18 protein-coding genes are annotated in these 19,408 nt (G+C 66.5%); all 18 read right to left on the bottom strand.

The genetic code is table 11. The features are described from left to right. Nucleotides 1-137: 137 nt before the first annotated feature. The 18 genes from ftsA to V7066_RS05160 all read right to left on the bottom strand — a co-directional run bounded on the left by ftsA (nt 138) and on the right by V7066_RS05160 (nt 19,364). Nucleotides 138-1,418 (bottom strand): cell division protein FtsA, encoded by a 1,281-nt coding sequence (gene ftsA / locus V7066_RS05245; protein WP_334182192.1) that lies wholly within the window; start codon nt 1,416-1,418, stop codon nt 138-140. Continuing rightward, nucleotides 1,418-2,398 (bottom strand): cell division protein FtsQ/DivIB, encoded by a 981-nt coding sequence (locus tag V7066_RS05240; protein WP_334182191.1) that lies wholly within the window; start codon nt 2,396-2,398, stop codon nt 1,418-1,420. Before V7066_RS05240 ends, ftsA begins: the two co-directional genes overlap by 1 nt. Continuing rightward, a complete protein-coding gene (locus tag V7066_RS05235) occupies nt 2,395-3,351 on the bottom strand; it encodes a D-alanine--D-alanine ligase (protein WP_334182190.1) in 957 nt (318 codons plus the stop codon). Before V7066_RS05235 ends, V7066_RS05240 begins: the two co-directional genes overlap by 4 nt. Then, a complete protein-coding gene (locus V7066_RS05230) occupies nt 3,351-3,848 on the bottom strand; it encodes a DUF4262 domain-containing protein (RefSeq protein WP_334182189.1) in 498 nt (165 codons plus the stop codon). The genes V7066_RS05235 and V7066_RS05230 overlap by 1 nt, the downstream gene beginning before the upstream one ends. Beyond that, entirely contained in the window at nt 3,845-4,741 is an 897-nt protein-coding gene (gene murB, locus V7066_RS05225) for a UDP-N-acetylmuramate dehydrogenase (RefSeq protein ID WP_334182188.1), read from the bottom strand. Before murB ends, V7066_RS05230 begins: the two co-directional genes overlap by 4 nt. Next, entirely contained in the window at nt 4,738-6,159 is a 1,422-nt protein-coding gene (gene murC, locus V7066_RS05220) for a UDP-N-acetylmuramate--L-alanine ligase (protein ID WP_334182187.1), read from the bottom strand. Before murC ends, murB begins: the two co-directional genes overlap by 4 nt. Continuing rightward, the gene (murG, locus tag V7066_RS05215; RefSeq protein ID WP_334182186.1) at nt 6,156-7,367 is read right to left on the bottom strand and encodes an undecaprenyldiphospho-muramoylpentapeptide beta-N-acetylglucosaminyltransferase; all 1,212 of its coding nucleotides are present in this window, start codon (nt 7,365-7,367) and stop codon (nt 6,156-6,158) included. Before murG ends, murC begins: the two co-directional genes overlap by 4 nt. Beyond that, on the bottom strand, nt 7,364-8,569 hold the full coding sequence (locus V7066_RS05210) for an FtsW/RodA/SpoVE family cell cycle protein (RefSeq protein ID WP_334182185.1): 1,206 nt from the start codon (nt 8,567-8,569) through the stop codon (nt 7,364-7,366). Before V7066_RS05210 ends, murG begins: the two co-directional genes overlap by 4 nt. Then, on the bottom strand, nt 8,569-9,945 hold the full coding sequence (gene murD / locus V7066_RS05205) for a UDP-N-acetylmuramoyl-L-alanine--D-glutamate ligase (protein WP_334182184.1): 1,377 nt from the start codon (nt 9,943-9,945) through the stop codon (nt 8,569-8,571). Before murD ends, V7066_RS05210 begins: the two co-directional genes overlap by 1 nt. A gap of 13 nt (nt 9,946-9,958) precedes the next feature. Next, the gene (mraY, locus tag V7066_RS05200; protein WP_334182183.1) at nt 9,959-11,029 is read right to left on the bottom strand and encodes a phospho-N-acetylmuramoyl-pentapeptide-transferase; all 1,071 of its coding nucleotides are present in this window, start codon (nt 11,027-11,029) and stop codon (nt 9,959-9,961) included. A 16-nt stretch (nt 11,030-11,045) separates the two neighbouring features. Then, the gene (locus tag V7066_RS05195) at nt 11,046-12,542 is read right to left on the bottom strand and encodes a UDP-N-acetylmuramoyl-tripeptide--D-alanyl-D-alanine ligase (RefSeq protein WP_334182182.1); all 1,497 of its coding nucleotides are present in this window, start codon (nt 12,540-12,542) and stop codon (nt 11,046-11,048) included. 4 nt (nt 12,543-12,546) lie between these two features. After that, nucleotides 12,547-14,013: a UDP-N-acetylmuramoyl-L-alanyl-D-glutamate--2,6-diaminopimelate ligase gene (locus V7066_RS05190; protein WP_334182181.1), complete on the bottom strand. Its 1,467-nt coding sequence runs from the start codon at nt 14,011-14,013 to the stop codon at nt 12,547-12,549. A 10-nt stretch (nt 14,014-14,023) separates the two neighbouring features. Next, nucleotides 14,024-15,697, bottom strand: coding sequence for a peptidoglycan D,D-transpeptidase FtsI family protein (locus tag V7066_RS05185; RefSeq protein ID WP_442947306.1), 1,674 nt, complete (start codon nt 15,695-15,697; stop codon nt 14,024-14,026). Nucleotides 15,698-15,795: 98 nt separating this feature from the next. After that, nucleotides 15,796-16,341 carry a hypothetical protein gene (locus tag V7066_RS05180; protein ID WP_334182179.1) on the bottom strand — a complete coding sequence of 182 codons (546 nt, stop codon included), beginning with the start codon at nt 16,339-16,341 and terminating at the stop codon, nt 15,796-15,798. After that, nucleotides 16,338-17,378: a 16S rRNA (cytosine(1402)-N(4))-methyltransferase RsmH gene (gene rsmH, locus V7066_RS05175; RefSeq protein WP_334182178.1), complete on the bottom strand. Its 1,041-nt coding sequence runs from the start codon at nt 17,376-17,378 to the stop codon at nt 16,338-16,340. The genes V7066_RS05180 and rsmH overlap by 4 nt, the downstream gene beginning before the upstream one ends. Next, nucleotides 17,375-17,872, bottom strand: a complete 498-nt coding sequence (locus V7066_RS05170) for a division/cell wall cluster transcriptional repressor MraZ (RefSeq protein WP_334182177.1) — start codon at nt 17,870-17,872, stop codon at nt 17,375-17,377. The genes rsmH and V7066_RS05170 overlap by 4 nt, the downstream gene beginning before the upstream one ends. 318 nt (nt 17,873-18,190) lie before the next feature. Next, a complete protein-coding gene (locus tag V7066_RS05165) occupies nt 18,191-19,006 on the bottom strand; it encodes a DUF4350 domain-containing protein (protein WP_334182176.1) in 816 nt (271 codons plus the stop codon). Nucleotides 19,007-19,022: 16 nt separating this feature from the next. Further along, on the bottom strand, nt 19,023-19,364 hold the full coding sequence (locus tag V7066_RS05160; RefSeq protein ID WP_334182175.1) for a hypothetical protein: 342 nt from the start codon (nt 19,362-19,364) through the stop codon (nt 19,023-19,025). Nucleotides 19,365-19,408 lie beyond the last annotated feature (44 nt).

Genomic DNA, 19,408 nt, shown 5'->3' with positions numbered 1-19,408 from the left:
AATTATCTTGACTAGCCTGATTGCACGCCTGCCTCTGTCAAGGCAAAGCGCGCGAGCCTGTTGTCCACAGGCGAAACCGCCAATTCCAGCCAATCTTGCCGCCCCTGTCGCAGGGATTGCACGACTGACCAAATCACTCAAAAGTATTCCCTCAAGGCTCTATAGACGCGATTGACTACGCCCAGTCCGCTGTAACGTACTGTACCCTGACGGTTCTTGCCGAACGTGCGGATGTCGATGGGATCCGCAGCGGCATAGAGGACGAGGCCCGCCAGCGTCGAGAAGCCCGGTTTCACGTGGGCTTCGGCCAGTCCCGCGAGATGCGGCACCCGGCCGATGCGCACCGGCTTGCCGAGCGCGGCCTGCGCATAGTCGGCCAGTCCCACCAGTTCCGCGCCGCCGCCGGTGAAGACCACCTGCTTGCCGCGCTGGGCGTTGAAACGCATCAGCTTGAGCGCCTTGTTGATCTCTTCCATCAGGATGCCGAGCTGGCCGGTAATCACCCCGATCAGTTCGGCGCGAGGGATGCGGTTCTTGTCGTCGGCATGGCGGGCGATCGGGCCGGTGCCCTCCTCGCCGGGGGCGTTGACGGGAATCATCTCGCGGTGGTCGTGCGGGCTGGCGATGGCCGAGCCGTTCACGCACTTGAGGCGCTCGGCCTGGAAGCGGCGGATGCCGAAGGCCGAGGCGACCGCGTCGGTAATGTCTGCCGAGCCCATCGGGATCGAGATCATGTCGATCAGCAGGCCATGCGAATAGACCGCGACATTGGTGACTTCCGCCCCGAATTCCACGAGCGCCACGCCAAGATCGCGCTCCTCGGGCGAGAGGCAGGCTTGCCCCGCCGCGATCGGCGAGCCGACCACCGCCTCGACCTCCAGATGCGCGCACTGCACCGCCTCGGTGAGATTGCGGATCGGCGCGCCGTCGGCCAGCACGATGTGGATGTCGACACCAAGCCGCTCGGCATGGAGGCCGGTGGGATTGCCGACCCCGTGGGCGCCGTCGAGGCGATATTGCGCGGGCTGCGCATGAAGCACCATGCGCCCGTCCGGCTGGATCACCTCGCGGGCGGAGATCAGCAGCTGGTCGATATCCTCCTGCTCGATCCGGCGGCCGCCGATCTCGGCATCGAACTGGTCGATGCGGCTGGCGAGGCCCGCTCCCGAGCAGCCGATCCAGACTTTCGACACACTGGTGTCGGCCATCTTCTCGGCTCGGTCGATGGCGTCGCGCACGGCATAAGTCGCCGCGGCCATGTCAGTGACGTAGCCGCGCTTGATGCCCTGGCTGGCGCGATGGCCGGAGCCGAGCACGATCATGTCGCCCATTTCCGACATGCCCGCGACGATCGCGGAAATACGGAACGAGCCGATGTTGACCGCGCCGAACACGCGGGTGATGCGGGGCGGCGCCATTACTGCTCCTCCGCCGCGACGGCCGCCGTCGTCGTCGCCGTCGTTCCGCTCGCTTCTGCACCGGTATGCGGCACTGCCCCCGCCTTCATCGCCAATTCCTGTCCTTCGCCGTCCGGCACCCGCAAGTAGATGCGGTCTTTCGCCCGCATGTCGATGGCCGTCACCTTGCCGCCGATCAGCCGGTTGGTGCCGTCGAGCCGCGCGAAAGTGACGAGCGCGCTCGCCGATTCCGTGTCGCCTTCGGGAAGAGCCAGCACCTGCCCGGTCTGAAACGTCAGATTCCAGCGGCGGTTGCCGATCCATTCGGCTTCCTGCACTTTCGGCTGAAGCGCGGGCGCGGCTTCGAGCAAGTGCCCGAGTTGCGTCACCTGCTGCCCCGCGCCGGGACCGGAGACGATCAGCTTGCCCTTGGCGTCCTTGCGGTTGATCGCTTCGAGTTCCTGCCCGGTCTCGTCGATCAGCATGAAGCGGTCGGCCTTGCGCAGCACCGCGTGCGGCGCGCGCTCGACGATGTCGATCACCAGCGTATCGGGAAGCTGGCGCGAGACGCGCGCATCCTTGACCCACGACAGCTCCAGCAATTCGCCGCGCAGCCCGTCGAGATCGACCTGGGTCATCGCCCGGTCCCGCTCCGCCAGAGCCTTTTCGTAGACTTTCAGCTCGTTGAGGTTCTTCACCCCGCGCACTTCGACCCGCTTCACCTCGAACCCGGCATCGGCAGCCACTTGCGCGAACTGCTTGCCCGCCAGCATCGGCACGCCCGCCGCATTGGCGACGACCCAGATGAGCAGCCCCGCGCCGCCGAGGATGGCGACGAGGAAGATCTTGTGAAGCTGCTCCTCGGTGAAGGGCAGCCAGCTCATCACCGTGTCGACGGCCGTGCCGCTCGTCGCCTTGGCCTGGCGCACCTTGGCCTTGGTGTTCCGGGCCGCTGCGGCCTTTCGCGCTGTCTTCGGCTTGCGCCGGATCGTCTGGCTCATTTGCCCCCCTTGGCGACCTTTCCGGCGTCGGCAAGCGCTTCGGCGATGATGGCCTCCACGAGATCGGGGTATTCCATGCCGCAGGCGCGCGCCTGCTCGGGGACGAGGCTGAGCGGGGTCATGCCCGGCTGGGTGTTGACCTCCAGCAGGAACAGGCCCTCGATGCCCTGCGTGTCGTCCCAGCGGAAGTCGGCGCGGCTGGTGCCCTTGCAGCCGAGCAACTGGTGCGAGCGCAGCGCGAGATCCTTGCAGGCCACCGTAATCTCATCGGGGATTTCCGCCGGGCAGACGTGCTCGGTCATGCCGTCGGTGTACTTGGCGTCGAAGTCGTAGAAGCCGGACTTGGGCTTGAGTTCGGTGACGAGCAGGGCCCGGTCACCGATCACGGCGGTGGTCAGTTCGCGCCCGCGAATGAACGGTTCGGCGAGCAGGCGGTCGAATTCCTGCCACGGGCCCTTGGCGTCCGGCGCGATCGGATTGCCGTAGTTGCCTTCCTCGGTGACGATGGCGACGCCGACCGAAGACCCTTCGTTGACGGGCTTCAACACATAGGGACGCGGCAGCGGATCGCGCTCGTGGATCGTGGCGCTCTCGACGATGCGACCGCCCGGCATGGGAATGCCGTGGGGCACGAGTGCCTGCTTGGTCAGTTCCTTGTCGATGGCGATCACCGAGGTGGCGAGGCCCGAGTGGGTATAGGTGAGGCCCATCAGGTCCATCATGCCCTGCACCGTGCCGTCCTCGCCCGGCGCGCCGTGGAGCGCGTTGAACACCACGTCCGGCTTCGCCTCCGACAGGCGCAGCGCGACATCGCGGTCCATGTCGATGCGGGTGACCTTGTGGCCCTTGGACTCGAGCGCCTTGGCCACGCCCTCGCCGCTCATCAGCGAGACCGGCCGTTCGTTCGACCAACCGCCCATCAGGACTGCGACGTGGAGTTTGGAGAGGGACATCAATGAATACTCGTTTGGTAAAGGGCAGGTTGATCGTCAATCACGTCCTGAACGCAGCCGTCTTCCCACGGGAAAAGACCCTGACGCGCTCCGGGCCATACGATCTGAAAAGCATCGACGATCTCGATTTCACGCTGGCTGCGATGATACCAGATTGCCGAACCGAAATGTTCGTCCAGAGCTTCTCGCGAAGTGATGCGGCGAGCGACACATTCGAAACCTTCGATCAAGCCGCCGATACGAGCGCCATCTTCCAGCTTGAGGCCTTCTTCCGTCATCTGTCGGAGAATTTCGTTGATCATGTTCGCCCGCAAGGATTTGGGCAAAGTGAAGACGATGACCTCCGCCTGTCCGGCAGTCTCAGGAAATCCGATAGAGTAACTGAAGTCAGGTTCCTGCTGTTCGGGATCGAACACGTTCATGACCATGCACCCGTGCTGACGCACGATGCCGACAATCTCCTGCTCGAATTCGCTGAGAGGAACTGGTCCGTTCACGGCTTGCCCACCCGCTGGATTTCCCATTCGAGCGTGACGCCCGAGTTTTCCTTGACCCGGCGGCGGACTTCCTCGCCAAGGGCCTCGATATCGCTGCTGGTAGCCTCGGCAACGTTGAGCAGGAAGTTGGTGTGCTTCTCGCTCACTTGCGCGCCGCCAAGGGTCAGGCCGCGGCATCCGGCTTCGTCCACGAGTTGCCAGGCCTTGTGGCCTTCGGGGTTCTTGAAGGTCGAGCCGCCGGTCTTGCTACGCAGCGGCTGGCTGGCTTCGCGGCTGGCGGAAATGCGGTCCATCTCGGCCTGAATCGCGTCAGGTTCGCCCGCGCGGCCCTTGAAGCGCGCGGCGACGACCACCGCGCCTTCGGGCAGTTCGGAATGGCGATAGGTGTAGCCGAGATCGGCGTTGTTCAGCGTGACCAGCGAACCGTCGCGCAGGACCACGTCGCAGTCGATGAGGATATCCTTGACCTCGCCGCCGTAAGCACCGCCGTTCATGCGCACGAAGCCGCCGACGGTGCCGGGGATCGAGCGCAGGAATTCGACACCGGCAATGCCGTTGTCGCGCGCGGTCGAGGAGACGAGAATGCCGCTGGCGCCGCCGCCGCATTCCAGCGTGACGTCATCGACGCGGGTGACTTTGGCGAAAGCCTTGCCAAGGCGGATCACCACGCCGGGCACGCCGCCGTCGCGCACGATCATGTTCGAGCCGAGACCCAGCGCCATGACCGGAACCGAGGGATCGAGATCGCGCAGGAAGCCTTGCAGGTCGGCCAGGTCCTTCGGCTCGAACAGCCACTCGGCCGCGCCGCCGGACTTGAACCAGACGAGCGGCGCCAGCGGCGCATCGGCTTTCAGCTTGCCGGAAACCTGCGGAAGATGCGCGGCTTCGCTCAAGCGGCCCTCCGCTTGACGATCGCGTCGGCAAGGCCCGCCGCCCACTTGGTGATGTCCCCCGCACCGAGGCAGACGACCATGTCGCCCGGCTGGATCGAGGTCGCGAGCGCCTCGGCCAGGGCGTCCGGCCCGGCAATGACTTGCGCCGAGCGGTGGCCGCGCGCCTTCATGCCCGAGACCATGTGCTCGGAATCGACACCTTCGATCGGCTTCTCACCCGCGGCATAGACCGGCGCGGCATAGACCACGTCGGCGTCGTTGAAGGCGCCTTCGAAGTCTTCCATGTGATCGCGCAGGCGCGTGAAGCGGTGCGGCTGGACCACGGCGATGACGCGGTTGCGCACGCCCTCGCGCGCGGCGGCCAGCACGGCGCGGATCTCGACCGGGTGGTGGCCGTAATCGTCGATCACGGTGACGACACCGCCCTCGACTTCGACTTCACCGACTTTGGTGAACCGGCGCTTCACGCCGCCGAACTTCGAGAAGCCGGTCTGGATGCAATCGTCCGAGCAGCCCATCTCCACCGCGACGCCGACGGCGGCGAGCGCGTTCTGGACATTGTGGCGGCCGGGCATGGGAAGCTCGATCCCTTCGATCCGGCGGAACGAACCGTCGCGCTGGCGCAGGGCCACGTCGAAGCGGTTGCCGCCGGGGATCGGGGTGACGTTCTCGCCGCGAATGTCGGCCTGGGCGGAGAAGCCGTAAGTCACCACGCGGCGGTCACGGACCTTGGGGATGATCGCCTGCACTTCCGGGTGATCGATGCAGAGCATCGCCGCGCCGTAGAACGGTACGTTCTCGATGAATTCGACGAAGGAGTCCTTCACCTTGTCGAACGAGCCGTAGTGGTCGAGGTGCTCGGGATCGATGTTGGTGACGACGGCGATCGTGCCGTCGAGACGCAGGAACGAGCCGTCGCTCTCGTCGGCTTCCACCACCATCCAGTCCGACGCACCGAGACGCGCGTTCGAACCGTAGGAATTGATGATGCCGCCGTTGATCACGGTGGGGTCGACCCCGCCCGCATCGAGCAGTGCCGCGACCATCGAGGTCGTGGTGGTCTTGCCGTGGGTGCCGGCCACGGCCACGGTGTTCTTGAGCCGCATCAGCTCGGCCAGCATCTCGGCGCGGCGGACCACGGGAATGCGGTTTTCGAGCGCGTAGACGACTTCGGGATTGTCGCGCTTCACGGCGGTCGAAGTGACGACCACGGCCACGCCCTCGACGTTCTCCGCGGCCTGGCCGATCATGACCTTGATCCCGCGTTCGCGCAGGCCTTCGACCACATAGCCCTCGGCAATGTCGGAGCCCTGCACCGAATAGCCGAGGTTGTGCATCACTTCGGCGATGCCGGACATGCCGATGCCGCCGATGCCGACGAAGTGGATCGTGCCGATGTCGGTGCCGACGCCCCTCACTGTGCGGATTCCTTCGCGAGCTTGCTCTTGGCGAGGGCTTCGCCGCCCTTGGCGGACATAGACTTCTCCATGCGGATCACGTCCATGATCGGCGCGGCGCCGAAACTCTCGACGAGATCGGCAAGATCGCTGGCGGCATTGGGATAACCGCAGTTCCACGAGGCGTGGGCGGCGTTGGCAAGGGTTTCGGGGTGCTGGGCCATGGCCTGTATCTGTTTCGCGAGCGTGGTCGCGGTGAAGCTTTCCTGACGGATCGCGCGGGCGCCGCCTGCCACGACGATCTCGCGCGTGTTGGCGGCCTGGTGGTCGTCGGTGGCGATCGGCAGCGGGATCAGGATCGCCGGACGGCCGACGGCAGTAAGTTCCGCGATCGTCGAGGCGCCGGAGCGGCCGATGAAGAGATGCGCACCGGCAAGACGTTCCGCCATGTCCTCGAAGTAGGTCGCGAGTTCGGCGGGGATGCCGTGACCGGCATAGCGGGCGCGCACGGCCTCGATATCCTCGGGGCGGCACTGCTGGATCACCTGAAGACGCGAGCGCAGCGCCGGGGGCAGCATGGCGAGACCATCGGGCACGACTTCGGACAGGACGCGCGCGCCCTGGCTGCCGCCGGTCACGAGGATGCGCAGCAGGCTGTCCTCGCCGAATTCGGGGAACGGCGCCTCGCGCAGGGCCAGGACTTCGTCTCGCACCGGATTGCCGACGAGCGTGACCTTGTCGGCATACTTCGCATCGAGCCGGTCCACTTGCGCAAAGGCCGTGGCGATGGCGTTCACCTTGCTCGCGAAATAGCGGTTCACGCGGCCGAGTACCGAGTTCTGCTCATGCAGGATCGTCGGGATTTTCGCGGCGTTCGCCGCCAGCATCGTCGGCAGCGCGGGATAGCCGCCGAAGCCGACCACGGCGGTCGGCTCGAAGCTCTCGAACAGCCGCAGCGCCATGGCGCGGCCCGACAGGATGCCCTTCAGGCCCTTGAGCCAGTTCAGCGGGTTCTTTCCGGCGATGCGGCCCTGCGGCAGGACATGGGCGGGCAGATAGTCGGGCTTGCCGGGAATCGCCGCGCCGCGCTCGTCGGTGATGAGCGCGACGTGGTGCCCGCGCCGGTCGAGTTCGGCGGCGAGCGCGAACGCGGGAATGAGGTGTCCGCCGGTCCCGCCCGCGGCGAGGACGTAGTGACGGCTTACCGAGCCTTTTACGGCCGAACTCATGAAGAAAAGTCTCCAACGGCGCGAAGCGAGAACTTCTCGCGCTTGATGAACGGGTTGCGGCGCGTGATCGCCAGCAGCAGGCCCACGGTCATGCACATGGCGACCGTGGACGAACCGCCGTAGCTGATCAGCGGCAGGGTCATGCCCTTCGAGGGGAAGAGCTGGAGGTTGACCAGGATATTGATGAAGGCCTGCCCGCCGAACTGCGAAGCGATGCCGGAAGCGGCCAGCACGGTGAAGAGGTCCTCTTCCTCGGTCAGCCGCAGCATCACCCGCGTCAGCAGCGCGAGATAGATAATGACGATGATGATGCAGGCGATCAGCCCGAATTCCTCACCGATGACCGAGAAGATGTAGTCGGTATGGGCCTCGGGCAGCGCCATCTTGCGCGCGCCCATCCAGAAGCCCTGCCCGAACCATCCCCCGTTGAGCAGCGTGCGCTGGGCAAGGTCCACCTGGTCGAAGGCATTGCCGCCCGAAAGGAACGAGTCGATGCGGTTCCGGCCGTTGTCGTAGGTGAAGTACATCAGGACGATGCCCGCGACGCCCAGCCCGGCGAACATGCCGATGCGCTTCAATGGAATGCCCGCCAGCAGGATCATCACGAAGAACGTGCCGGAGAACAGCATCGTCGAGCCGAAGTCCGGCTGCGCCATCAGCAGCGCGCCGAGCAGGCCCATGAGGCAGAAGCAGATCGCCACCACCGGAATATTCGGATCGCGCGCGCGCCAGGACAGGATCCAGGCCAGCAGGATCGGGAAGCCGGAGCCGAGGAACTGCGAAGGCTGGATCGAGAAACCGAGCTTGAGCCAACGCCGCGCGCCGTTCACTTCGGAACCGACCACCGGCACCAGGACCAGCCCCACCAGCATGACCGCGGCGATCAGGATGCCCACGCGGCGCGCGCTGTCCTTCGACAGGCTGGAGGCCCAGAACATCGCGCAGAGCCCCACGAACTGCCAGCGCAAGTGCAACCAGAAGAAGTGCAGCTGCGAGAGCTTCTCGTGCGCGGTCGACAGGCGCCGGGCACTGGCCGGAGAACCGGCGGCAACCGCCACGGCCCCGATCCCCATGAGGATCAGGACGATGGCCAGCACGGTGCGGTCGATCTCCTGCCACCAGATCGCCAACTGGCCGCGACGGTTGCCGTTGTAGCGGACATTGGCGGGAGACGCCCCGGTGCCGGGCGCTAGGGTGGCCATCAGTGCTTCATCCCTTCGGCATCGCTACCCTGCGATTCTAGCCCCTGTGATTCCAGAAGGGCTTCGACGATCTGGCGGAAGGCCAGCCCGCGCGCTTCATAGTCGCGGAACTGGTCGAAGCTGGCACAGGCGGGCGAAAGCATGATGACGTCGCCGGGGACGGCGCGGGTCATCGCCTCGCGGATGGCCTCGGCCATCATCTCGCTGCGGTGCACTTCGGTATAGGGAGCAAGGATTTCCGCGAAGCGCGCTCCGGCATCGCCGATCGTATAGGCGGCGGCGACATTGCCGAAGAACGGAACGCACTCGTCGAGGTTGTCGCCCTTGGGAAGACCGCCGAGAATCCAGTGGATGCGCGGCGCCGGGCTTGGCGGGTACGCCGCCAGCGCGGGCGCGGTCGAAGCCGGATTGGTCGCCTTGCTGTCGTTGATGTAGAGCACGCCGCCTGCCTCGGCCACGCGCTCCATGCGGTGCGGCAGGCCGCTGAAGGTGCGCAGCGCCGGTTGCCATTGCGCGGCGGAAATCCCCAGTGCCTCGACGATCGCGACCGCGACGGCGGCGTTCTGGAGGTTGTGCGGGCCTTGCAGCGAGGGCCAATCCTGCTGGAGCGCCGCCAGATCGCTACCGTCCACCCGGCGCACCGCACCCGGCGCGCGGCGCGCTTCCTCTGCCTCGGCGATATCGGCGGTCTCGCGGTCGCCGGTGCCGAACACCGCCGGACGGTCCGCTGCCTGCATCGCGAACAGGCGCGCCTTGGAGGCGGCATAGGCCGCGAAACCGTCGTAGCGGTCGAGGTGGTCGGGGGTGATGTTGAGCAGCGCGGCCACGTCGCAGTCGAGGCTGCGGGTGAGGTCGATCTGGTAGCTCGACAGTTCGAGCACATAGACACCGCCTTCCGGCAGCGGATCCTCGCCCAGCACCGGCACGCCGATATTGCCGCCGACGCGGGTGGGCACCCCGACGCTTTCGAGCAGGTGATGGACCAGCGAGGTCGTGGTCGACTTGCCGTTGGTGCCGGTGATGCCGACCACGCGGTGCGCGGGCAGGCTTTCACGGGCGAGCGCGAAGAGTTCGATATCGCCGATCACCGGCACGCCGTACCGGCGGGCAGCCTCGGCGATCGGGTGCGTGTTGAGCGGAACGCCGGGTGATACGACGAGGCCGTCGTAGCCGGTCAGGTCCGCCGTGACGGGGTCCGCCAGCTCGATGCTTTCCTCATGGCGCCGGGCGCAGAAAGCCTGGCGCGGCTCCTCGCGCGAATCCCAGGCCATGACATGGGCGCCGCTGGCGAGCAGCGTCTCGACCGCAGTGAGGCCGGAGCGCGCAAGTCCGAGAACCGCGTAGCGCTTTGCGGCAAAGGCGGAGGAGACGATCACGGCCGAGCGCCCCTTATCGCAGCTTGAGGGTGGAGAGGCCGAGGACGGCGAGGACGATCGAGATGATCCAGAAGCGGATCACGACGGTCGATTCCTTCCAGCCCTTCTGCTCGAAGTGGTGATGGATCGGGGCCATGCGGAACACGCGACGGCCTGTGCGCTTGAACCAGAAGACCTGGATGATGACCGAGGCCGCTTCCAGCACGAAGAGACCGCCGACGATGGCCAGCACGATCTCGTGATGCGCGGCAACGGCGATGGCGCCGAGTGCGCCGCCGAGGGCAAGGCTGCCGGTATCGCCCATGAAGACGGCGGCGGGCGGCGCGTTGAACCACAGGAAGGCCAGGCAGGCGCCGATGATCCCGGCGCAGAACACGGCCAGTTCACCCGCGCGCGGAACGTGCGGAATGCCGAGGTAGTTGGCGTAGTCGACGCGGCCTGCAAGGTAGCAGATGATCGCGAAAGTACCCGCCGCGATGATGACCGGCATCGTCGCCAGGCCGTCGAGGCCGTCGGTCAGGTTCACCGCATTGCCCGCACCCACGATCACCACGGCGGCGAAGACGTAATAGAACGGCCCGAGCGGGATGTAGCGGCCCGAGAGGAACGGCACATAGAGGTTGGTGTTGAGCTGGCTGACGATGATGTACGAGGCGATTCCCGCCACCACGAATTCCAGCGCCAGACGCAGCTTGCTCGAAAGACCGGCCGTGCTGCGCTTGGAAACCTTGTCGTAGTCGTCGAGGAAACCGATGATCCCGAAGCCCACCGTCACGGCCACGCAGGCCCAGACGAAGGGGTTGGTCACATCCATGAACAGGACCATCGAACTGACCAGCGCGGTCAGGATCATCAGTCCGCCCATCGTCGGGGTGCCGCGCTTGGCGAGGTGGCTCTGCGGGCCGTCCTCGCGGATCGGTTGGCCCTTGCCCTGGCGCACGCGCAGCATGTTGATGAAGCGCGGCCCGATCAGCAGGCCGAGGCCGAGCGCGGTCATCAGCGCCGCGCCCGAACGGAACGACTGATAACGGAAGAGGTTCGACAGTCCCTCGTAGTGGAACCATTCTGCGATGAGATACAGCATCTTGCGGGGTTTCCCCCTACCCTTCCTGTTTGTCGAGCGCGTTCACCAGGGAAGCCAGGCCCACCGAATTCGAACCCTTGACCAAGATGACGTCATCCTGTTCGAGCCCGAATTCGCGCAGTGCATCGATAGCTTCCCGCACAGTGAGGCAATGCGCGAAGGGCACCGTCTTGCCAAGCGGAAGACCGGCGGATTTCCCCAGTTCCCCTGAATTTCGGCCCGCTTCAAGGGCCTGAGCGAGTGGGGCCATCTCCTCGCCGACCAGCACGGCGTAATCGACGCCCGCCTCGCCGATCGGACCGGCAAGGCCCGCGTGGTAATCGGGGCCGTGGCTGCCCAGTTCCTTCATCGCGCCGAGCACCGCGATCCGGCGATGCGCGGGCGTGCGGCCGAGCTGCTCCAGCGTCGCGCGCATCGAGGCGGGATTGGCATTGTAGCTCTCGTCGATCAGCAGCGCCTTGCCGGAGGGCACGTCGATCTGGAGCCGCGCGCCGCGGCCCGGCAGTCCGCCCATTTCGGCCAGCGCCACGCCTGCGGCGCCGAGGTCGCCCTTCACCCCGCGCACCGCGGCCATGACCGCGAGCGAGTTGATCACATGGTGCTCTCCGGGGGCGGCGACCGTGTAGCAGACCCGCCGGTCGCCCATGTCGATCGTCACCAGCGAGCCGCCGCCGATCGCCGGAACCGCGTCAAGCAACCGCACGTCGGCATCACGCGCCTTGCCGAAGGAGACGACATGCGCCCCGGCAGCGAGAGCCGCTTCCTTCAGCCGGTTGAAATAGGGGCTGTCAGCCGGAATCACGGCGGTGCCGCCCGCTTCCAGCCCTTCGAAGATTTCCGCCTTGGCGTCGGCAATCGCCTCCATCGAACCCAGCATCTCGATGTGGGCGGGCGCGATAGTGGTGATGACGGCCACGTCGGGGCGGACCTGCCGGGTCAGCGCGGCGATCTCGCCCGCATGGTTCATGCCCATCTCGAAAATGCCGAAACGGGCGCGCGCCGGCATCCGCGCCAGGCTGAGCGGGACGCCGACGTGGTTGTTGTAGCTCTTCACCGAACGGTGGGCATCGCCCCGGCTCGCACGGTCGAGCGCGTCGAAGATCGCCTCCTTCACGCCGGTCTTGCCGACCGAGCCGGTCACGCCGATGATCGGCCCACGCGAACGCAGGCGCGCGGCGGCGCCCAGCAGTTCCAGCGCCTCGGTGGTGTTCTCGACCAGGATATGCGGACCATCGACCGGGCGATCGACCACCACGGCCGCCGCGCCCTTGGCGAAAGCGCCTTCGACGAAGCGATGGCCGTCCATGGCCTCGCCCTTGAGCGCGAAGAACAGGTCGCCGGGCTGGACATCGCGGCTATCGATCTCAACGCCGGAAACGGTGAAGTCGGCGCCGCCGGAACCATTCGCCGTGCCCTTGAGTACCCGGGCAAGCGTGGCAGAGTCCCACAGCGAGAGCGGGTGTTCCTCGGCCTCATCGATGGGCCATTCGAGGATCCGGGCTACAGCATTCATCGCACTACCTTCCCTGCGGACCAGACATTTCCCTGGCCACGGTGACGTCGTCGAATGGCAGGACGCGCACGGAGTCGCCGCTGCCGATGATCTGCCCCTGTTCATGCCCCTTGCCGGCGATGAGGACGATGTCCCCACGTCCGGCCTCTGCGATGGCTGCACCGATCGCCTCGCGACGGTCGCCGATCTCCTTCGCACCTTCCCCCATGCCCGCGAGGACCATGGCGCGAATCGCCGCCGGGTCCTCGCCGCGCGGGTTGTCGTCGGTGACGATCGCCACGTCCGCACCCTCGCTGGCTACCCGGCCCATTTCCGGCCGCTTGCCCTGGTCGCGGTCGCCGCCCGCGCCGAACACGACGATCAGGCGCCCTTCCACATGCGGACGGAGCGCCGCGATCGCCGCCTCCAGCGCATCGGGCGTATGCGCATAGTCGACATAGACCGGCGCGCCTACCGAAGAAATCGCCGCGCGTTCCAGTCGCCCGCGCACCGTGACGAGCCGCTTCAGCGCATCGAACGTCCGATGCGCGTCACCGCCGCTGGCCAGCACCAGCCCAGCGGCCACCAGCGAATTGGCGGCCTGATAGGCGCCGATCAGCGGAAGCTCGAGCACGTAGGCTTTGCCCTCGTGCTCGAGCTCCAGCTTCTGGCCGAGTCCGCCCGGCTTGCGACCCGAGAGGCGGATGCCGGTGCCCTTGGCACCAACGGTGAAAGTCTTCAGCCCGCGCTTTTCGGCATGGGCAATGGCCTTGTCGGACCAGACATCGTCGGCCCAGATCACGGCGGTGCCGCCATCGACGACCACTTCGTCGAACAGGCGCATCTTCGCCGCGAAATAGTCGTCCATGTCGGCATGGTAATCGAGATGGTCGCGCGAGAGATTGGTGAAGGCGCCCGCTGCAACGCGCGGCCCTTCGATGCGGAACTGCGAAAGACCGTGGCTCGACGCTTCGTAAGCCACATGGGTCACGCCCTCACGGGCAAGGCCGGTGAGATTGGCGAGGAACGTCACGATATCCGGCGTGGTGAGGCCGGTGGAGACCGTCTCGTCGCTGGTGGTCACGCCCAGCGTACCGATCGAGGCGGCGCGCTGGCCCGCCATGCGCCAGATCTGACGGGTCAGCTCGACCGTCGAGGTCTTGCCGTTGGTGCCGGTGACCGCCACCAGCGTCTCGGGCACCGGCTGGAAGAACGGCGCAGCGAGACGGGCGAAAAGGCGGCGCGGCTCGGGATCGGCAAAATGGACCGCGCCTTCGACCTTGGCATCCGGATGGGCGACCACGGCCACCGCGCCAGCCTCGACGGCCGCGGCGATGTAGTCCTCGCCGTTGAACTTCGCGCCGCGAAACGCGCCGAACACCGTGCCGGGCGCGACCTTGCGATGATCGATGGCAAAGCCGGTCACGTTGGCATCTTCTGCACTGCCCGCGAAGGGAACATCGGCAGCAGCGCAGAGGGCAGTCAATTTCATTCTTCCAGGCTCACTCTTCAGCGGTTCCGGCCGGGATCAGCGGCTTGAGATCGGAAATGTCGATATCGCGGGTCTCGTCGGGCATGATGCCGAGCAGCGGCCCGATGCGCGGGACGACGCGCTGGATCACCGGCGCCGAATTCCACGCGGCGGTGCGCTGGAACGAGGTCGCCTCGGTGCCCTGTGGCTCGTCCATCATCGCGATGACGACATAGCGCGGACGGTCCATCGGGAAGGCCGCGGCAAACGTCGCCACCAGCGAGTGCTTGCGATAGCCGCCGACGCCGGGCTTTTCGGCCGAACCGGTCTTGCCGCCGACGCGGAAGCCCGGCGCATCGGCCTTGCGACCGGTGCCGTAGGACACGATCATGCGCAGGAGCTGGCGCATGCGGGCGCTGGTCGCGGCGGTGAACACCCGGCGCCCGGCCGGAACCTGCGAAGGCTCCAGCTTCTTGAGCGTCGCCGGGCGCCAGATGCCGCCGTTGACCAGCGACGCATAAGCGGAAGCGAGGTGCAGCGGGGTCACGGCGATACCGTGGCCATAGGCAACCGTCATCGTGCGCAGGCGCGGCCATTCGCCGCGCGGCCAGAGCGGGAAACCACGCGCGGGCAGCTCGACGTAGGGACGCTGGTTCATCGCCAGCGATTCCATCGTCTTCTTCAGCCGCTCGCCGCCGAGTTCGTCGGCAATGTGGGCGGTGACCGTGTTCGAGGAGTGGATCAGCGTTTCCAGCACGTTCAGCGAGCTGCCGTAGTTGTGCAGGTCGTGGATCGTGAACTTGCCGACATGGAGCGGCGTGGCGGGCCAACGGCGGCGCAAGTCGGTGATCGTCCCGGCGTCGAGCGCGGCAGCGACGGTGATCGGCTTGAAGGTCGAGCCGAGTTCGTAGACCTGGTTGGTCACGCGGTTGAAGCCGCGCGGCACGTCGCCCGCCTTGGCCTGCTCCTCGGTGATCACCAGGTCGCTGGGCTGGACATGGTTGGGATCGAACGAGGGCAGCGAGGCCAGCGCCAGGATTTCGCCGGTATCGACGTCGAGGATGACGCCCGCCGCGCCCTTGGCCTTGCTGAGCGCCATGCCCTTGCCCAGTTCGTCCTCCAGCGCGCTCTGCACGCGGAAATCGATCGAGAGCGTGGCGGGCTGCGCACGGCCTTCGGGGCTGGTGAGCTGCTTGTCGAAGGCCTGCTCCATGCCGACCTGGCCCTTGCCGAACGTATCGACATAGCCGAGCACCGAGGCCGCCATCGAACCCTGCGGATAGAAGCGCGTGGCTTCCTGCGGGTATTCCAGCGCCGGTTCACCCAAGGCGTGGACCTTGTTGGCATCCTCGGGAAGGATCGACTTGCGCAGATAGCCGGGCTTGTCCGAGGAGAGCTTGGCGATCAGCTCGGCCCGGTCGAGATCGGGGAAGATGCGGATCAGGCCGTCGGCGACTTCGGCGGGCGTGTGGATCAGCGACGAGCCTTCGCTCATCGCCTTGGGGTTGAACCACAGCGAATAGGTACGGAATTCGCGGGCGAGCGGCACGCCGTTGCGATCGACGATCTCGCCGCGCTGGGGCACCAGCAGGTCCGACAGGTCGCCGCCGCGCACCGACGGGCCGGTTACGCCGAGATAGACGATGCGGAAGAACGCCAGCATCCCGATGAGCGTGAACACCCCCAGAATCCACAGCGTGCGCATCTTCGCCGTCAGCAGCGATTGCTGCCGGACGTTGAAAAGCTTGCGCCTGCCGGTCGAGACCGTGGTGGGGACCGCTCCGATCGGGAAGGCCGGAGCGTTCACTGCTGGGCGGCCTCCGCCACTTCGATGCGCGCCAGGCGGCTGCCCAGCGCCGCGGCGTCGCGAGCCATCTGGTCACGCTCGGGATCGCGGTTCTTACCGCCCGTGCCCTTGGGCTCAGGCTGCGAGGCAGCGGCACCGGCCACCGGCGAGACCATCGCCAGCAGACCGCCGTTGTCGGCCGCGCCATCCTCGCCGGTCTTGTCGGCATTGGCATAGCGGATCGGCGCCGGGGCGCCCGGCCCCACCGGCATGCCCAGCGCGGCAAGCTGGCGCTCGCCCTCGATGTACTGGCCCGCGGTCGGCGCCTTGTAGCCGAACTCGACGTCGTTGAGTTCCTTGAGCGCCTGCTGGTTCGAGCGGGTCTGGAACTCGGTTTCCAGGAAGTTGATGTCCTGCTGCACCCAGACGATCCGCTTCTCGGTATCGTGGACCTGACTCTTCACCGCGTTGACGCGCAAGGTGAGGCCGATCGTCAGCGCCCCGCAGACCAGCAGCACGGAAATCCATCCAATCGAATGGACGCGATCGCGAGTGAGGTTCATGGGGCACTCCTGGGGTCTTTACGGCCATCGTGGGCCGCTGTTCTTGGGCCAGACACTTTGGGGGGGGCTTGCGTTCGCACGGCGGCGCGCAGGGTTGCGGATCGGGAACGGGGATTGGCGGCGAGTTCCGCCTCCCCCGGCCGCACGGCCTTGGCCACCTGTTCGAACGTCGCCTGCGGGCCGGAGCCGACTTGCGGCAAGTGCCGCGAAGTGCTCTGCGCCTGCCCGGCGGCGTCGCGCAGGAAGCGCTTCACCTTGCGGTCCTCAAGGCTATGGAAGGTCACCACCGCCAGCCGCCCCCCAGCGCGCAGCAGGGTTTCGGCCCCTTCCATCCCGGCATCGAGTTCGTCCAGCTCTCCGTTCACATGGATACGGATCGCCTGGAAGCTGCGTGTCGCCGGATCCTTCGGCGCGGCAGCCCCCTTGTAATTGGGATTGTAGCCCACGGCCTTGCGGACCACGCGGGCGAGTTCGCCGGTGGTCTCGATCGGACGCGCGGCCACGATCGCCCGCGCCACTCGGCGCGACTGGCGCTCCTCGCCATAGAGGTAGAGCACGTCGGCGATCTGGGCCTCGTCGGCCTCGTTCACGAAATCGGCGGCGGACATCCCGGCCTGGCTCATGCGCATGTCGAGCGGACCGTCGGCCCCGAAGGCGAAGCCGCGCTCCGCCTGGTCGAGCTGCATCGAGGAAACGCCGATATCCATGACGACGCCGTCGACCTCCGCGACGCCGACTTCCTCCAGCCCCGCGACCATTTCCGAGAAACGGCGGGCGTGCAGCACGAGGCGGGGCGGAACCGTGTCCAGTTCCGGCCACTTGCCGCGATTCGCCTCGATCGCAGCGATGGCATCGGGATCGCGGTCGAACGCATGCACGGTCGCGCCAGCGTCGAGCAGGCGGCGGGTATAGCCGCCCGCGCCCAGAGTGCCGTCAACGATGACGTCGCCGCCCTGGGGGTTCAGGGCGGCGACGACCTCCTCAAGGAGCACCGGAACGTGGGGAACGCCCTCGGGTATGGTGCGAGAGGCGCTCATTTCTTCGACGCTTTCTGAAGTTCCTTGGCGGCCAGGCTGCGGCAGGCGGTCTGCGCCGCCTTCCAGCCATCGTCCATTTCGTTGAGGTTTTCCGGGCTCCACACCGTGAAGAAGCGGCCGTTGCCGCGGAAGTAGAGCTGGTCGGTTACGTTTGCGAGCGCGGCCAAGTCCTCGGGCAGGACGAAACGGCCGCTGCCGTCGAACGGCACTTCGTAGGAGGCGTAGATGTCCGCCGCGCGCTTTTCCGCGTCGAAGTCCTTGCCCGCGCGAACGGCCAGGTCCTGCTGTTCGCGGATTTCCTGCTCGAAGTCCTGGATGCGGGAGAGACCGAAGGCGACAAGGCAGGGCCAACGGTCATGGGTGGTCAGGCAGAGCAGGTCCTTGCCGCTCGATTCGCGCACAGTGCCGCGAAATGCATTGGGCAGCACGAAACGGTTCTTGTCGCGTAGCAGCGAGAAGCCCTGTCCGTTGTAGATGAATGGCTGCCCAGCCATGATATCCCTGTTTCGCCCCTAAGCTCGCCTCTCGGGCATGAGAGAACCCCGCCCCGCCGCGCAGTCGCGCGATGAGGTCCGCACCCTGCAAAGAGGACACGACGAGACTCAGCCATTCCGATTGAGATTGCTTTTATAACGGGAATTTTGGGGATTAAAGGGAAATGTGGGGATCGGCGGGAATAAATCGGCGGATTTCTTCGGATTTTCGGCACGGGTCGTCCCGCAGGTGGGCGGGCTGATCGCCGCGTAACTACGAAGATGTCTGATTTTTAACGGGTTTTCCCGTAATTGAGACCGATCCCGGGACTTCCCCGCTCAATCCCCGGTTTCGGTCCAGCCTATCAGCGCCGAGAGGACTTTTCGCCGCAGGGCAAGCACTGCGGGATCATCCGATTCTTCGAGCACGGCGGCATCGGAAATGGCGAAAATCCGCCCCTTTTCGACGGTGCAACGGGCAAGGAGCCCCTCCGCCTCCAGATGACAGCGGCCGGGCTCATCCCCGACCGTCCCCACGATCCCGGATTTTCCCGGATCGCCACCGCGATCCCCACCGGTCCCGTGCTTCCCCGAAAATCCCGGAGACGATGCACTCTCCCCGGAATTCCCCGAAAGACGGAAACGTCCGGCAAGGTTCACCGGAATCGTGCCTAGCACGGTCCCGACCATGCGCTCACCGGCAGGCTGGGCCTCGTCGAATTCCAGCCGCAAGCCCCAGCGCGCGAGGATCGGCGATAGCAGCACGGTGTCCTGCGGCCTGCGCGGATCGCCAAGGGCATACCGGGTCGGCGCGGTCAGCAGCGGGTCGGCGAAGAGCAGGACCCTGCCCCCTGCCCTTACCCAGCGGTCCAGCGCGACGTTCTCCTGCGGCGAAAGCGGACGGGGCTGCGCGAGCACCAGCAAGGCACCGCGCGGGAGCCTGTCCGTCAATGTGTCGAGCGGGTGCAGCGCCCCGGCAGCCGACAGGACCGCCAGCGCCCAGTGCCGGGGCCGCTCCTTTTCGAGCAGTTCGCGGATGTCGCCGCTCTCGCCCCAGACGATCGGCAGGCTGGTATAGAGGCCGATCTCGCGCCCGGGCGAGGCAGAAGGCTGCGAATCGCCGCAACCGGCGAGCGCCAGGATACTCGCCAGCAACAGGGCAGCGCTTGGCTTACTGAACGGCCGCGCCGCTCGCTTCGGCATCTGTAGCTGTCGAAGATCCGGCAGTAGGGGCCGGGGTCGGACTGGGATCGGAGGCGGGCACTACGCCGATATCCGCGAGCGGATCGCTGGCGGCCTTCTTCGGCTTGGCGTCCACCGCGACGACCTGCTGGATCGGGTCGGCCGTATCGATGAGACGTGTGCGATCGTTGATGATGTTCGCGAGACCCACGATCAGGAGCATGGCGCAGAGGCCGAACAGCCCGACCTGCAACCTGTGGACGGCCTGAGACCGCAGCTCACGCGCCGTCGGCGGCACGAAGTGCTGCGGGGCGGTGATCGGTTCGACCATCGTATGCCCGGCCAAATTAGGCGGAATGTGTCCTGCCATCGACA

This window comes from Novosphingobium sp., from assembly GCF_036820275.1.
GTDB lineage: Bacteria > Pseudomonadota > Alphaproteobacteria > Sphingomonadales > Sphingomonadaceae > Novosphingobium.
Note: the sequence above shows the minus strand (reverse complement) of the source record. Positions and strands in the feature narration are given on the sequence as shown.